The sequence below is a fragment of the uncultured Amphritea sp. genome (assembly GCF_937127095.1).
Taxonomy (GTDB): domain Bacteria; phylum Pseudomonadota; class Gammaproteobacteria; order Pseudomonadales; family Balneatricaceae; genus Amphritea.
This window is the reverse complement of the sequence record NZ_CAKZLP010000019.1, coordinates 217,162-232,797: the sequence shown is the minus strand read 5'-3', so window position 1 is coordinate 232,797 and position 15,636 is coordinate 217,162. Positions and strand designations below refer to the sequence as shown.

General features: G+C 47.5%; 11 protein-coding genes. 3 read left to right on the top strand and 8 right to left on the bottom strand.

Features of this window, described 5'->3' with window-relative positions:
• Nucleotides 1–35 precede the first annotated feature (35 nt).
• Nucleotides 36–761 carry a GntR family transcriptional regulator gene (locus Q0499_RS05180; protein WP_299196961.1) on the bottom strand — a complete coding sequence of 242 codons (726 nt, stop codon included), beginning with the start codon at nt 759–761 and terminating at the stop codon, nt 36–38.
• A gap of 593 nt (nt 762–1,354) precedes the next feature.
• Between Q0499_RS05180 and Q0499_RS05175 the strand changes: the two genes are divergently transcribed.
• Entirely contained in the window at nt 1,355–2,395 is a 1,041-nt protein-coding gene (locus Q0499_RS05175) for a TRAP transporter substrate-binding protein (protein WP_299196959.1), read from the top strand.
• 287 nt (nt 2,396–2,682) lie between these two features.
• A complete protein-coding gene (locus Q0499_RS05170; RefSeq protein ID WP_299196958.1) occupies nt 2,683–4,317 on the top strand; it encodes a methyl-accepting chemotaxis protein in 1,635 nt (544 codons plus the stop codon).
• 74 nt (nt 4,318–4,391) lie between these two features.
• Here Q0499_RS05170 and Q0499_RS05165 read toward each other — a convergent pair whose 3' ends face one another.
• The 6 genes from Q0499_RS05165 to Q0499_RS05140 all read right to left on the bottom strand — a co-directional run bounded on the left by Q0499_RS05165 (nt 4,392) and on the right by Q0499_RS05140 (nt 8,639).
• Entirely contained in the window at nt 4,392–5,138 is a 747-nt protein-coding gene (locus Q0499_RS05165) for a phosphate/phosphite/phosphonate ABC transporter substrate-binding protein (protein WP_299196957.1), read from the bottom strand.
• A gap of 5 nt (nt 5,139–5,143) precedes the next feature.
• Nucleotides 5,144–5,614, bottom strand: a complete 471-nt coding sequence (locus Q0499_RS05160) for a PAS domain-containing protein (RefSeq protein ID WP_299196955.1) — start codon at nt 5,612–5,614, stop codon at nt 5,144–5,146.
• Nucleotides 5,615–5,694: 80 nt separating this feature from the next.
• A complete protein-coding gene (locus Q0499_RS05155; protein ID WP_299196954.1) occupies nt 5,695–6,057 on the bottom strand; it encodes a roadblock/LC7 domain-containing protein in 363 nt (120 codons plus the stop codon).
• A gap of 52 nt (nt 6,058–6,109) precedes the next feature.
• Nucleotides 6,110–6,745 carry a hypothetical protein gene (locus Q0499_RS05150; RefSeq protein ID WP_299196953.1) on the bottom strand — a complete coding sequence of 212 codons (636 nt, stop codon included), beginning with the start codon at nt 6,743–6,745 and terminating at the stop codon, nt 6,110–6,112.
• Nucleotides 6,746–6,834: 89 nt separating this feature from the next.
• Nucleotides 6,835–8,139, bottom strand: a complete 1,305-nt coding sequence (locus tag Q0499_RS05145) for a hypothetical protein (RefSeq protein ID WP_299196952.1) — start codon at nt 8,137–8,139, stop codon at nt 6,835–6,837.
• A 47-nt stretch (nt 8,140–8,186) separates the two neighbouring features.
• Nucleotides 8,187–8,639, bottom strand: coding sequence for a hypothetical protein (locus Q0499_RS05140; protein WP_299196951.1), 453 nt, complete (start codon nt 8,637–8,639; stop codon nt 8,187–8,189).
• A gap of 424 nt (nt 8,640–9,063) precedes the next feature.
• Here Q0499_RS05140 and acnB point away from each other — a divergent pair, with 424 nt between their 5' ends.
• The gene (gene acnB / locus Q0499_RS05135; protein ID WP_299196950.1) at nt 9,064–11,658 is read left to right on the top strand and encodes a bifunctional aconitate hydratase 2/2-methylisocitrate dehydratase; all 2,595 of its coding nucleotides are present in this window, start codon (nt 9,064–9,066) and stop codon (nt 11,656–11,658) included.
• Between the two features lie 467 nt (nt 11,659–12,125).
• Here acnB and Q0499_RS05130 read toward each other — a convergent pair whose 3' ends face one another.
• Complete coding sequence (locus Q0499_RS05130) at nt 12,126–14,921, bottom strand: bifunctional aconitate hydratase 2/2-methylisocitrate dehydratase (protein ID WP_299196949.1); 2,796 nt, start codon at nt 14,919–14,921, stop codon at nt 12,126–12,128.
• Nucleotides 14,922–15,636 lie beyond the last annotated feature (715 nt).

The following is a 15,636-nucleotide window of genomic DNA, read 5'->3' as shown; positions in this document are numbered from 1 at the left end:
GTTGCAGTTAATCCTGAGTTTAAAAGCTGCCTCAGTTATTCTGGCAACTGCTCGGAACGTAACATTTTGATAGCACCGTTATCGGCACTACCCACACGAAAGATGTCCGCATAACGCAGTGCAGCGTTAGCATGCTCACGCATCAGCGCCTCTGCCCGAGCCCCCTGTCTGTTGATCAGTGCATCAAACACTAAGTGATGCTGAACATTAGCAAAGGTCAGGCGCAAATACTCCCGGTCCATCGCCGAACTGTCAATAGCGATGGAGTGCACCGATGCGAAAGGGATATGATCGTTCAGCATAATGGCTCCTTTAACCGCACCATTACCGCAATTTTCAATGATTGTGTTATGAAAATTCATATTCAGATCATGAAATGTCACCACATCCTCTTCATCAATTGAACCTGCGGAAAACAGTTCATCGCCTTTATCCAGACATTGTTTAAGGGTGTCGCGTACCACGTCAGTCATCCCGGCTTCTGCCAACAAACGTGCAGCCATCCCCTCAAGAACCCCACGTACATCCACCGCATTTCTGATCTCTTCAGTGCTGATCTCACGTACGGCATAACCCCGCGCACCCACCGTCTGTAGTAGCCCCTCCTGAGCCAGCAACTTCAGCGCAACACGGATCGGCGTCCGTGAAACACCTAAGCGTTCAGCCAGCGACTCTTCGCGCAGCCGCTCACCTGCCGCCAGATCTCCGTTCACAATCATCTGTCGTAACGATAAAATAACTCGCTGCCCCTGCTTACTCATCAATACTCCTAGCGTTGTTTCTAAACCACTGTCTAAAACCAAACCAGATAGTTCAAGCTATCTGATTACAGCTTACTTGGATACAAAAACCAAAAACTTACATGAAAAATCAAAAAACAATAACATCTCATATGACTGTTTTTACTGAGTTTTTAATCCAAAAAAAAGCATAGCCAACGTAGCGCAATCAAAAACACTTTACATTTTTGAATCCAATAATCTATATTTCTTACACGATTGAAAGCACTGACAAGGCTTTAACCTCAACCGCAAGGGCTGCAGAAACAGGAATCAGGTAACGATACAAACTGGCGCTCATAGTAACATTTTTTTCTTTTTGAGCATTGAATATCGCTATCTACAAAGCCTAGATAAACGACTGAACAGGACTTCACTGAGACGCCTGTCAATCGTACTCAATCGTTAGAAAAACCTGAACAAACCTATATATCTTATAAAAATAAACACATAGCGGACCGGCTTAGCCGATAACAGCCATATAAGACCCCTGCCTGACCATTACACCAACAGTAAGATCAGGACGTTATCGCTAAAAAGTCTGCGCATCATATAAATGATGCATAGGAGATACAATGTCGAAACGTCTGACTCGAATCATAGCCACAAATCTCATATCAGCATCCCTTCTGGCCTTAGTTCCGTTATCCTCAGCCCAGGCCGCCGAATTCACTATTCGACTGGGGCATCTGTGGCCTGCTGTCTCTGGCCCTCACAAGAATCTGATTCAGCCCTGGGCTGATAAAATTGAAGCGGAATCGGGCGGAAGAATATCTATAGAGGTTTATCCATCAGGTACCCTGGCTAAACCACCGGCTCAATATGATGCAGTCAAAAATGGAATTATGGATGCGACAGCAACCGTTCAGGGTTATTCAGCTAACCGCTTCCCACTTACGCAAATTGTCGAGCTCCCTGGGGTTGCGAAAAACGCAGTCAATGGCTCCTGTATTCTACAAAGCCTGCTTGATGAGAAGCTGATTGCGGCTGAGTATGAAGATACTAAGCCTATTTTCCTTTATACCCACGGCCCCGGTCTGCTGCATACGAAAGATAAACTGATCAAAGTGCCCGCGGACCTTTCCGGCCTGCGTATCCGCCGTCCGACCACGGTCGTAGCAGAACTGCTGACAGAATTGAACGCTCAGCCTGTGGGAATGCCAGCGCCTGGATCATACCCTTCAATGCAAAGAGGCGTTATTGACGGCGTAGCCTTTCCCTGGGAAGCAATGGCCTCATTTCGCCTGAATGAACTTGCCAATACCCACACAGAAGTCGGTGGACTCTATACGCTGTCTTTCATTGTCACTATGAACAAGAACACCTATGACGCTCTGCCTGCAGACCTTCAGACTGTAATCGATAAGAACTCCGGACTGGCGTGGGCGAAAAAGGCCGGTGAAGTATTTGACGCGCTCGATAATGTCGGCAAGCAACAAGCGATAGACGCTGGACATACCATTTATACCATTGATGGGGGCGCAGAAAACCCAGCCTGGAAACCGCTTCTGGATAAAGCTTCAAAAACCTACATCGATGCGCTGGAAGCCAATGGACTACCCGCCAAACAAGTCTACAACCGGGCAAAAGCACTGGCAGAAAGCTGCACTTCCTGAGCCCTTCAGCCTCTGAATCCGCTGGATTCAGAGGCAATCTCTTTGCACCCCTTTCTACTCCCTCCCCCGGCTTAAACTTCAACTTCGCAACGCCCCTATCGCAACACAGCTAATTTTTAAAACACTTTAGCATCCCGATATAAGCCTTATGTAAAAAAATATATTCGGAAGAACAATACAACAACTGTCACTATGAGATGTATTTGCATTGATTAATATCAACTGCCAGTTATTCTTATCCGTGAACACACTAAAACAAACACCGCCAGTACAGGTTGAGAGTATTTATGAAATCCAGCCCAATTCAAAGCATACGCTTTAAATTATCCATAACCATGGTAATGCTCACCCTTGCGATACTCATCGTCGCTACCGCGGGCAAAATTCTGACAGATGACCTTAAATCCGGGATAAACACCTTTGGTCAGAATTACCTGCCAGCAATTTCAAGTATATTAAATGCAGACAGAGACCTGTACCAGGCCAGAGAAGCTGAGCTGGAGTATCTGCTGGGAAATACCAACGAGAAAACACTCAAAGACTTTAATGAGAATGCTCAACAAGCTCTGGACCGAATGAACAAGTATAAAGAGCTGATGGCAGACTATCCTGAAATCATCCGTAAGCTTGACTCTTTTGATACACGATTCAAAAACTGGAAAAGCAAAGCTGAGCAGGTGCTTGTACTTGTTAAAGAAGGCAAAACAGACGCTGCGCACTCGTTGAGCGATGGCGAAGCACTGACTGCGTTTAAGAGCCTTCGAGACTTATACAACCTTGCAGGTGAAGAGCTTGATGCGCAGTCACTTCGCGAGCGTGACAGTCTGGCACACCAGCTCTCAAAGGTATCCTTCGGGTTAGGCGCCTTCATCTTTATAGTACTTATCATTGCCGGCCTGTTTACTTTTTTAACCCCTAAACTGTTAGTCGCAAACATCCGGCGTCTGACAAAAAGCATTGAGGATATCAGCCAGGGGGATGGAGACCTGACACTGAGAATCAACTCTGAGAGAAAGGATGAACTTGGGGAGCTCGCGAGTGCCTTTGATACCTTTGTCACAAACCTAGAGGTATTGATCGCAGATATTCGCCGGCAAGCAGAGTCAATGAACAGCAACTCTGAGCAACTGGAACATTCAGCAGACAGCAGCATGAAAATTGTCAACGAACAAAGCCAGGGCGTTGAGATGATTGCTACCGCAGTTGAGGAGTTCAGCACTGCGATTCGCGATGTCGCTGAAAATGCGCAGCATACCGCATCAGAAACAGCCAAGACAGTTGATATATCCCATCGGGGCAAAGAGATTATTAACAATTCGGTTATCAAGTTTCAAAACCTCAGCCGCTCAGTTACACATTCCGAAAAGGTTATTTCAGATCTGGCGAAAGAGTCCGAAAACATTGCCTCCGTCCTTGACGTTATCAGAGGCATTGCTGACCAGACCAACCTGCTCGCGCTAAACGCCGCGATTGAAGCAGCGAGGGCCGGAGATCATGGTCGGGGTTTTGCTGTCGTTTCCGATGAGGTGCGCTCTCTGGCGAGTAAGACACAGGCTTCCACTGAAGAGATTCAGGCGATGATTGAAAAGCTGCAATCAGGCGTCAGTCAGGCTGTCAGCTCAATCAGGGAAGGATCAGAACAGGTCAGCTCTTCCGTTGAACTGGTGGAGAGCACCCAGGAACTGCTGAACGACATTGAAACATCAGCAACATTGGTGAATGACATGGCCATTCAGATCGCCTCTGCAACAGAAGAGCAGAGCCTGGTAACCGATGAGATCAACCGCAACCTGACTCAGCTGAATGACCAGAACAGAGTATCCAGCGGTCTGTCACAGGAAACCCAGACAATCGCCATCTCCTTTAAGCACGTTGCCAGTGAACTCTATGGAAAAATGAAACGCTTCAAAGTTAGCAGTTAGTTAATAGGGATGCCGGACATAAAAAACGCCTCAATTGAGGCGTTTTCTTTAACTATTTAACGATGCGACACGATTTATTCGATAAGCGTATCTATCAGGTCAATCATAAACTCTGTTTGTTCAGAGTCCATCGGCTCCCAGTGCTTAATATCCATACTTTCAAGCACACCCTTACCTTTATCATCATCCTGCATGGTCAGTAATGCGGTCTGAATAGCCGGAATATGTTCAACCATTCGAGGCCCAACCAACAAGCTATGGTGCACAACACTGATCTCGCTACTGACCAAGACCCGCATTTTAGAACGGATCAGCTCGGAGAGCTCATCATAGGCTTCTTTAAGAAAGAATCCCGCGTCCGCATCACCATTCAACAGATTTTTAGCCACCACAACATAGCTGCTATGCTGTTTGATATCGGTATTACTTTTATCCAGATCCGCAGACTCGAGCATTATCATGCCCATGGTATGCACATCCGGATCATCTGTCGTCGCTACCCTGCTGCCCGGTTTTAGATCTTCGACCGTTTGAAATAAAGATTCGGCATTGACAGCAATAACCGTTTCATCTGATTTACTGGCAGGACGCGCAATAGCCTGAAAACCCATCTCCCGAACCAGCATCGAAGCATCGTATGGGTTCGCGTAAATCATATCAAACTTATCAGCACGGATATCGTTACGTTGCGCCTCAAAGTTATCATACAGTTCAAGATGAATACCGACGTCAAGTTTGCGCTGAAGCCAGGTATTAAAAAAGTACCAGCCTGAAATGTGATCAGGTGCGAAGTCAGGGCTGACCGTGAGATTAAATGTCATCGCCATCACTCCTCAGCCATCAATGTTTTATACAGCGCTTCACTCTCTTCAATCTTGCTGCGCGAAGGCTTTCGCCGCACCGATGTGTAGCCGACCAGCTGGCCATTACGAATATTGGGAATAACAGTCGCTTTAACCCAGTAATAGGCACCATCCTTGCGCAGATTCTTGACATAACCATGCCATTTTGTACCTTGATCAATCGTGTCCCAAAGACCTTTAAAAGCGATTGCGGGCATATCAGGATGGCGCAAAATGTAATGATTAGTACCGATCAACTCTTCTTCGCTGTAACCAGACATATCTATAAACGATTGATTCGCATGAGTTATTATACCTTGCGGATCAGTACGGGACACGATCAGCTTGCCGTCAGGATAGGGAACTTCCCGATCAACAATCTCTGCCGTGCGTTTCGTACCATCAAAATAGCTTATTTCAACAGTACGTACTTCTAATGTGTCTTGTTCAGACATACTTAAAGCCTTCTTCGCACAGGCACTGCACATCATCCATGACAGCCGTTTAACCCTTAATCAGTGCCCGATGTTAACGATTAAAGGATCTTACCGATCGCCTCTGCCGCACGCTTAACGTCAAGGAATATAAGACCCAGACGTGCATTTGGTTTAGCAACAACAGTTAGTACTGAGTCCTGGTTTGCATGGATCATCAGGATATATCCCTCATCCCCTTTTACCAGCACCTGCTCAAGATCTCCCCGGGCAAGCTCTTTTGACGTACGCTCCCCCAAAGACAACATTGCGGCACTCATAGCACCAACACGGTCTTCATCCATACTTGATGGCAGCAGGGCCGCAATCATCAGACCATCTGTAGAAATAACTGCAGAGGCTTCGATATCAGCTGATGTGCCGTTGAGATCACTCAAAATTGAGGTAAGCATCTCAGAACGCATAGAACACTCCTTCCATTTAATCTCCCTTTATGGGAGCTCATTAAATCTAAAGTTAATAATCAAGATAACGCCGCGCCAGACTTGCCAGAATTTCAGCAAATGCTTGCTGATTCAGCTTAGGCATATCAGATATCACCAGTGTAAAACGCTGATGACCGATATAAATCACCCAACAACCCACCTGACTTTGCCCTACGGCATTCATAATGCCCCAGGAGTCACCCGCTACACCAAGATCACTGGTTAAAATATGTTTATGACGCTCTTGCAGTGACAACAGGTCGGCTGCAAGTGCCGCCAGGGTTTCAGACTGTTCAACAGAGTAACCTGTTGAGGAAAGGCAAAAACCCTGATCATCGGCCAACAGCGCTTTACCACTGTCAGAGATCTGCTTAAGCAGGTCGGGCAGAATATCTTCCAGAGGCCCACGCTTAATTTCAGGCGGGGTTTCGGACAGAGCAACAAACCCCCGATCCAGGAGCTGTTGAAACAACCCCATAGCCTGAGTCTCGTCGAGATCTGCCAATTCAGCCACCAGCTCGAGCGAGTAAAGCAGCTCAAAATCCGTTGATAGTAACTGCAACAACATCGCTCTCGCATCATCCGGAGCTGAATTCAATGTTGCAAAATAGGCTCCGCTAGGGGTGATAGCGATATAACGAATGGAGTCCTGATTATAATCTCCCACCAAAATATCTCCGGCTACATTTATAAGTTACTAAATACCATATTGCCATGACACGACTGACAATTAGAAAGGCCCATTGACCACTGCTATTACTTAAATGCCCCCAGGGCATAGGCGGCAGTCATAAATGAAAACACATAACGCTGATGAATCTTCAACACTTTAACCACTTCCAAAGCGGACAGGCTATGCCGTCCCCATAAACTGCTAATGGTGGTTGCATGGGGTATTGCCAGCAAATGATCAAAATCCAGACGCCGGGTCAGACGATGAGGCTTCTCAGGGTCGATAACGCGGTTGAGGCGGCCCTTTGAGGTCCAAAGCGCCAGCTTCCAGATCATTTCATCACTATCAACAAGAGAAACCTTAGATCCGGCAACACTCGGACGATCAAGATCCAGATCAGCCCGTACATTGAGTGTCAGTTCCTGATAACCAAAACGCGTCAGGGCCAGCGGAATCAGCAGGTCTTCACTGAAGTCAAAAAGAAACTTCTTATGCTCTGGCAGATATGCCAGAGTACCGGGCAAACCGGTGATTTCAACAGGAACTTTCTGGGCTTCACCCGCAACAATCACTTCTTGTAAAATCGCCAGCAGGGTCGAATCCTCTTTAAAGAAAACACGGCGACGCTGATCCACTTCATACATGTTCACATCAGGGGCATTACCACAGCACTCATAAACCATCTGATAGGACAGTCGCGCTTTAACATCCTGCGGTTTCTTTTCTGCAGTTTTTCGTTCAACGGGAGCAACTGTCGGAGAGGTCAGCGCCGAAGAGGAAGAAACCGGCTGTGCAGTCTGATTACCCGCATTTGCCGCTGTTTCGAAACTAACAACTTCGTCACCATTGCTGGTTGTAGCCGGTACGCGATCCTGATCGAGTTGAAAACGCTGACGTACCTGAGAGGAGCTCAGAACGCGATCAGACGTAATCGTTTTGTAGTCTGCCATTGCCTGACGGCCTGACGCGAGTCGCTTTTGATATTCCTGAAAGGCTTTTTCACCCTCATTATTGACGCTGGAAGCAGTATTCTGATCGCGCTCATTAGGTACAAAACGTTCGACGGACTGTTTGATTGCTTTTATCAGGCGCTTACCTTCTAAGGGCTTGCGCAGAGTTTCAAAGCCGGAAAACTGATTTTCGGTGGCAGTGACTGCAATAATTGGACGGCTATCCCGGTACTGCTCAACCACAGGTTTAACCGCCGGGTGCTCCATATCAATGATAAGTACATCTGCCTGCTCAGTTGAAACAAGGCTGTACAGGTTCTGGTGCTGCATAAAGAACAGATCGATCGCTGTTTTAGATTGCAACTCAAAGCCGACGACTCCCAGCTTAATGACGTTGCTTGCAGCACGCTTATTCAGTTTGATATGAGATACCCCCACGACTTCGTCCACCCCGTTGTAGCGAGAAAATAAAAATAAAAAAATTATTAATGTAGTGAAAAGTTACCGTTACACAACACTGATTTCTGTTTACTTAACTGTAACAGTCTCGAATTATCGCCATCTGCCAGAATTTCACTAAACAGATCCAGCTCTTCTTTTCTCAACATTTCAGCACCCTGATCCAGAAGCCTTTTACGCAGTGCCAGCCCCCGACCATCAAGGGTCAGATAAAGATCCAGAAGTGCGCCGGTCAGTTCTGCTTCGTCATGGCATAAGATTGAGAGATAAACCCTCTGCACCTGGCTACGCAGATTATTTGGCCGTGAAGCCACTAATCGACTGAAATGATGTAGCAGTACAGACTTGTGCGGCCCATCATAGATTAGCTCTTTACCCTCCAGTGCGGTAAAAAGAGTCTCGATATTCAGAGCATTTAGCCCTTCAAGTTCAGCGTTCAGTTCCCATCCGGAAACTGCAGCCCAAATTGGTGAATTCACAAGCCCGCCCTCGACTACTTAGATTTTTCAAATCCGGTATCTGAACATCACTCAACCGGACTAACTTGTAAATAACGTTAATATAAAAACGTGCGGCTGGGTAATATTCACTACACATTTTAGTGACCTTATTAACATCATACATAAATACCTGATGCTTTCCTTACTCACAAGAGGTAATGTTGATCTATATCACATAGATCCAAGCCGCTAAATTAACTACAAATACATTAACTTAGACGAACAACTACTCAGCCTAAACCTAAAGCATTAGCGGGAAAATCTCTTACGAATCGTAACTTTAGCGTACTTTTAGGCTAAAAATCACGCACCAATTCAAGATTCGGGTCTAAGATTTCCGACCTACTGTCAGACCATCGCATACCAGTATTGTCTGACAAAGATAACAGATGAGGGGTATATCGTGCTTGAAGCTTACCGTAAACATGTAGAAGAACGCGCTCAGGAAGGCGTGCCAGCGAAACCACTTGATGCAGATCAAACTGCAGCCCTGGTTGAATTACTTAAGAACCCGCCTGCTGGCGAAGAAGTATTTATCCTGGAGCTGTTGGAAAACCGGGTCCCTGCTGGTGTTGACCAGGCAGCCTATGTTAAGGCCGGATTCCTGGCTGCAATCGCAAAAGGTGAAGCGGCGTCTCCACTTATCAGCAAAATCAAAGCTGTCGAACTGCTGGGCACTATGCTGGGCGGTTACAACATTCAGGCTCTGATTACAGCACTTGACGAAGAAGAACTGGCCCCGACTGCTGTTAAAGCACTGTCCCATACACTGCTGATGTTTGACGCATTCCATGACGTTAAGGACAAAGCGGCTGCCGGCAATGCTTTCGCACAGCAGGTTCTTGAGTCCTGGGCTGCCGGTGAATGGTTTACGTCTAAACCAGAACTGCCAGAGAAGATTACCGTTAGCGTCTTTAAAGTAACGGGTGAAACCAATACCGATGACCTGTCCCCTGCTCCGGACGCCTTTACCCGCCCTGATATTCCACTGCACGCAAATGCAATGCTGAAAATGGCGCGCGAAGGTATCGAACCGGTTAATCCAGGCAGCGTAGGACCCCTCACTCAGATCGAAGAAGTAAAAGCAAAAGGCTATCCTGTTGCATACGTAGGCGATGTTGTGGGAACCGGTTCTTCGCGTAAATCTGCAACTAACTCTGTTCTATGGTTCTTCGGTGACGATATCCCGCATGTACCTAACAAGCGTGCAGGTGGTTACTGCTTCGGTAGTAAGATAGCGCCAATTTTCTTCAACACTATGGAAGATGCTGGCGCACTGCCGATCGAAATGGATGTTGAAAAAATGAACATGGGCGACGTCATTGACATCTACCCGTATGAAGGTGTTGCCAAGAATGCTGAAACCGGCGAACTGCTTTGCGAGTTCAGTCTGAAGACGCCGGTGATCCTGGATGAGGTTCGCGCTGGCGGACGCATCCCTCTTATCATCGGTCGTGGTCTGACTGATCGCGCCCGTGAAGCCCTCGGTCTGGGGCCTGTTGATCTGTTCCGCAAACCTGAACAGCCTTCTGATACCGGCAAAGGATTCTCCCTGGCGCAGAAGATGGTAGGTAAAGCCTGTGGCGTTGAAGGCGTTCGTCCAGGCACATACTGCGAGCCTAAAATGACGACTGTCGGCTCTCAGGATACTACGGGACCTATGACCCGGGATGAACTAAAAGACCTGGCTTGCCTGGGCTTCTCTGCTGACCTGACGATGCAGTCTTTCTGTCACACTGCCGCTTATCCTAAGCCTGTAGATGTTCAGACTCACCACACGCTGCCAGACTTCATCATGAACCGCGGCGGCGTGTCTCTGCGCCCTGGTGATGGTGTTATTCACTCCTGGCTGAACCGCATGCTACTGCCTGATACTGTGGGTACCGGTGGTGACTCTCACACCCGTTTCCCAATCGGTATCTCTTTCCCGGCAGGTTCGGGTCTGGTCGCTTTCGCTGCTGCGACCGGCGTTATGCCTCTGGATATGCCTGAGTCTGTACTGGTTCGCTTTAAGGGCGACAAGCTTCAGCCCGGTATTACGCTGCGCGATCTGGTTAACGCTATCCCTTATTACGCCATCAAGCAAGGTCTGCTGACGGTTGCGAAAGCCGGTAAGAAAAACATATTCTCTGGGCGTATTCTGGAAATTGAAGGTCTGCCAGACCTGAAAGTTGAGCAGGCATTCGAACTGTCTGACTCCGCTGCTGAACGTTCAGCTGCTGCTTGTTCAATCAAACTAAACGAAGCCCCCATTAAAGAATACCTTAGCTCAAACATCACCATGTTGAAATGGATGATAGCTGAAGGCTACGGAGACCCACGTACTATCGAACGTCGTATCGCGGGCATGCAGGAATGGATGGCTAACCCTGTGTTGATGGAAGGCGATGCCGATGCAGATTATGCGGCGGTTATCGAAATCGATCTGGCTGACGTTAAAGAGCCTATTCTGGCCTGCCCTAATGATCCGGACGACGTTAAACTGCTGTCCGAGGTTGCTGGCACAAAGATCGACGAAGTATTCATCGGTTCATGTATGACCAACATTGGCCACTTCCGTGCTGCTGGTAAGCTGCTTGAAGCTGCGGGTACGACAACGCCAACTCGTCTGTGGATCGCTCCACCGACTAAGATGGATGCAGCTCAGCTGACTGAAGAGGGTTACTACAACATCTTTGGCAAAGCCGGTGCACGCATTGAGATGCCAGGATGCTCTCTGTGCATGGGTAACCAGGCACGTGTAGGCGATAACACTACTGTTGTGTCTACCTCTACCCGTAACTTTCCTAACCGCTTAGGTACCGGCGCTAACGTTTACCTGTCTTCTGCTGAACTGGCAGCAGTCGCAGCGTTGACGGGTAAACTACCGACGGTTGCAGAGTACATGAAATACGCGACTCAGATCGATAGCATGGCTGCCGATGTATATCGCTACCTGAACTTCGACCAGATCGATTCTTACATCGACAAGGCTTCTAACGTTATCGCTACGGCATAATCGAAAACCCGTCTGTTGGCGCTATGCTGTTCACATAAGCATTTGAGCTCTAACAAGGGCTTAATAAAAAATCCGGTGTTGATATCAACACCGGATTTTTTTATGCCTGTTCAGCCCTGCTCGATCTGAGCGACCGGTTTAATGTTTCTGACCTCAATAATTATTCTGACCTCAGTCACTCTACTCATAATATTCCCGTGGAATCGTTGAAGTCAGCCTTATCTTTATCCGAGATTAGCTTTACAACAGTCTGCCAGTCTATTGCTGTAAAGATGATAGTAATAACGGGGCATAACCCGCATGAGGCGCTCGTAAAAGAAACAGGGCGACAATTAGAGTACGCGATACGTTCGGAGAAAAGCGCGGCTAACGAAACGTTAGCCGCCCTGGATAAGAATGAGAAGCCAACCCGCAAAAAAAAAAGCCCTGAATGATCAGGGCTTTTTCGTTAATCACATTATCAGTGATTAAATACGTACGGCCGGGATAGCAGTAGGTGCTACGCTCAAGTCTTGGCTCGGTGGAGCAAAAGAGGTCAGGTTGATACCTTCAACCGCTTCTTTGTACTCTGCCAGAGTCGGGAAGCGACCCAAGATACAAGACAGTACAACCATTGGCGTAGAGCCCAGCAAAGACTCACCTTTCTTCCCTGCTGTATCTTCTACAACACGGCCCTGGAACAAACGGGTAGACGTAGCCAGCACGGTGTCACCAGGCTCTGCTTTTTCCTGGTTACCCATACACAGGTTACATCCGGGACGCTCCAGGTACATAATATTTTCGTACTTGGTGCGTGCTTGTTCTTTTGGATTCTCGTCAGAGAATTCAAAGCCAGCAAATTTCTCCAGCAACTCCCAGTCACCCTCTGCTTTCAGCTCGTCCACGATGTTGTAAGTCGGTGGCGCAACAACCAGAGGCGCTTTAAAGGTGATAGGACCTTTCTTCTCCAGGTTACGCAGCATCGCAGCGATAATCTGCATATCGCCTTTGTGAACCATACAAGAACCAACGAAGCCCAGATCTACCTTACGGCCATCGTAGTATGAAGCAGGACGGATCACATCGTGGGTATAACGCTTAGAGATATCTTCGTTGTTTACGTCCGGGTCAGCAATCATTGGCTCATCGATTACGTCCAGGTCAACAACCAGCTCGGCATAGTACTTAGCGTTGTCATCCGGAGCCAGTGCAGGCGCTTCACCGGATTTCACTTCAGCGATACGCTTGTCAGCCAGGTTGATCAGACCCTGCAGCATAGCTGCTTCGTTATCCATACCCTTGTTGATCATGATCTGGATACGGGACTTAGCCAGTTCCAGAGACTGGATCAGCGTATCGTCGGTAGAAATACAGATAGAAGCTTTCGCTTTCATCTCTGCAGTCCAGTCAGTGAAGGTGAAAGCCTGGTCAGCCAGCAACGTACCGATCTGTACTTCGATAACACGACCCTGGAAGACGTTTTCGCCACCGAACTTCTTCAGCATTTGTGCCTGAGTCGCGTGTACGATGTCACGGAAGTCCATGTGAGGCTTCATAGAACCTTTAAAGGTTACTTTCACAGACTCCGGAATTGGCATGGCGGACTCACCCGTCGCCAGTGCGATCGCAACGGTACCTGAGTCAGCACCGAACGCAACACCTTTAGACATACGGGTATGAGAGTCGCCACCGATGATGATTGCACGGTCGTCAACGGTGATGTCATTCAGTACTTTGTGAATAACGTCAGTCATTGAGTGATAAACGTGTTTCGGGTCACGCGCGGTGATGACACCAAACGCGTTCATGAACGCCATCAGTTTGGGCGTGTTTGCCTTAGCTTTGTTATCCCATACAGACGCTGTGTGACAACCAGACTGGAAAGCACCATCAACGCTTGTAGAGATAGTAGAAGCAGCCATCGCTTCCAGTTCCTGACAGGTCATAGGACCTGTAGTGTCCTGAGAACCTACAATGTTCACTTTAACGCGAACGTCAGAACCTGCGTGCAGAGGAGTCTTAGAAGTAACACCGACTGCGTTGCGGTTGAAAATCTTCTCAACAGCTGTCAGGCCCTGGCCTTCGATAGAGATCTCTTTAGAGGATGCGTACACAGCAGGCGCTTCAACACCCAGCGTTTCAGCAGCGAAAGTTTGCAGCTTCTTACCGAAGGTTACCGCGTAAGAACCACCCGCTTTCATGAATTCCACTTTTTGTGGCGTGAAAGCGTCAGATATATCAACCAGCTCCTGGTCGCCGTTGTACAGCTTCTTAGCTTTAGTGTCGATAGTCAGAACAGTACCGGTAGCAACAGAATATGCTTCTTCCAGAACCGGGTCACCGTTTGCGTCACGAACAACTTCGCCGTTAGCGTCGGTTTTCTTAACCCAGTTTTTCAGGTCCAGACCGATACCACCGGTTACACCAACAGTCGTCAGGAAGATAGGCGCGATACCATTAGTACCTGCAACGACCGGACGGTTATTGATGAATGGGATGTATGGGGATGTTTTTTCACCCGCCCAAAGTGCAACGTTGTTAACACCAGACATACGGGAAGAACCAACACCCATAGTGCCTTTTTCAGCGATCAGCATCACTTTAGCGTCAGGGTTTTGTTTGCCCATCTCTGCGATTTCCTGCTGAGCTGCTGGCGAAATCATGCACAGGCCGTGCAGTTCACGGTCAGCACGGGAGTGAGATTGATTACCCGGAGACAATAAATCAGTAGAGATATCACCCTCAGCAGCAATGAAGGTAATAACTTTGATCTTCTCTGGGATGTCATCCAGCTTGGTGAAGAACTCAGCCTTTGCATAGCTTTCCAGGATATCTTTAGCGATGGCGCTGCCCGCTTTGAAAGCATCAGCCAGACGAGCGTAGTCAGCGTCGTACAGGAATACTTGAGACTTCAGAACTTCACCCGCAGCAGCAGCCTGAGCATTGTCAGACAGAGCGATATCCAGCAGAGCTTCAACAGAAGGGCCACCTTTCATGTGCGAAAGCTGCTCAAGGGCGAACTCAGGAGAGATCTCTGCAACCGTTTCTTTACCCAGAGCAATATCTTTCAGGAAAGCCGCTTTAACGCCAGCCGCTGGAGTAGTACCCGGTAGAGTGTTGTAGATGAAAAAGTTTAAAGATGCTTCGCGATGTTCATTACCAACGTCTTTAATCTGGGCAATGATTTCAGAAAGTAGCTCAGCGCTATCAATCGGTTTGGGATTCAGTCCAAGGTCTTTTTTACGAACCTCGATTTCTTCTAGGTAGTCAGAATAGTAACTCATAGCGTAAAGCGTCTCGTCTCAGTTAATTCTAATTATGAATCGGTAACAGATTATAAGGAAAAAGTTACAAACAGCTCAATGAAAACAATTTAAATTAAGCTTATAGTCGATATAAATAAAATAAATGCCAGCAAAATCAACGTTTTCCAGATGGTATACATTGGTTGTAGGCTTACATTCTTTGTAGGCATACATATTTTTACACGCGGGGCGAGTCCATCCGTCCTTAATACAGGATTGGTTAACCGACTCTCGTGTCGATAGTGATTTAATCGATCAGTTAGACACCATTAACAGTCGCTTGATGCCGGTCGTCTTCAGAGCATGCAGAGCCTCCGAGTACTGACGGGGTGAGTATAGTTGTAACAAAAATGCAGAAAATTGACTGGCGCTCGCCGATCACTCAGGCATAGAGACATTCTCGATCGCCATCCATGAAACTCTTCTCTCATTGGCTTGAATTTAGTCGCCCATTTGGCTTCGCCATGCTTCTTCAATCCTGATCCATTATTCATTCAATAGCCTCTCAATTGACAAGCGTCACAACCATTCTGCGTTGCATACACCAGCCCGACACCACTTATAAAATTTTCAAAAAAGGCCAGATGCACTAGCAAATAGTCGTAGATTGTCTGTAATTTAGACAAAAACAACACCTTCAGCCTTGATTTAAGATGATCAATGACTAGTATTGTCGACAATCCTAACAAAATAA

What these genes read in the sequence shown, in the direction of transcription:
- Q0499_RS05180 (WP_299196961.1), bottom strand. Translation starts at nt 761, where the DNA reads ATGAGTAAGCAGGGGCAGCGAGTTATTTTATCGTTACGACAGATGATT.
- Q0499_RS05175 (WP_299196959.1), top strand. Translation starts at nt 1,355, where the DNA reads ATGTCGAAACGTCTGACTCGAATCATAGCCACAAATCTCATATCAGCA.
- Q0499_RS05170 (WP_299196958.1), top strand. Translation starts at nt 2,683, where the DNA reads ATGAAATCCAGCCCAATTCAAAGCATACGCTTTAAATTATCCATAACC.
- Q0499_RS05165 (WP_299196957.1), bottom strand. Translation starts at nt 5,138, where the DNA reads ATGACATTTAATCTCACGGTCAGCCCTGACTTCGCACCTGATCACATT.
- Q0499_RS05160 (WP_299196955.1), bottom strand. Translation starts at nt 5,614, where the DNA reads ATGTCTGAACAAGACACATTAGAAGTACGTACTGTTGAAATAAGCTAT.
- Q0499_RS05155 (WP_299196954.1), bottom strand. Translation starts at nt 6,057, where the DNA reads ATGCGTTCTGAGATGCTTACCTCAATTTTGAGTGATCTCAACGGCACA.
- Q0499_RS05130 (WP_299196949.1), bottom strand. Translation starts at nt 14,921, where the DNA reads ATGAGTTACTATTCTGACTACCTAGAAGAAATCGAGGTTCGTAAAAAA.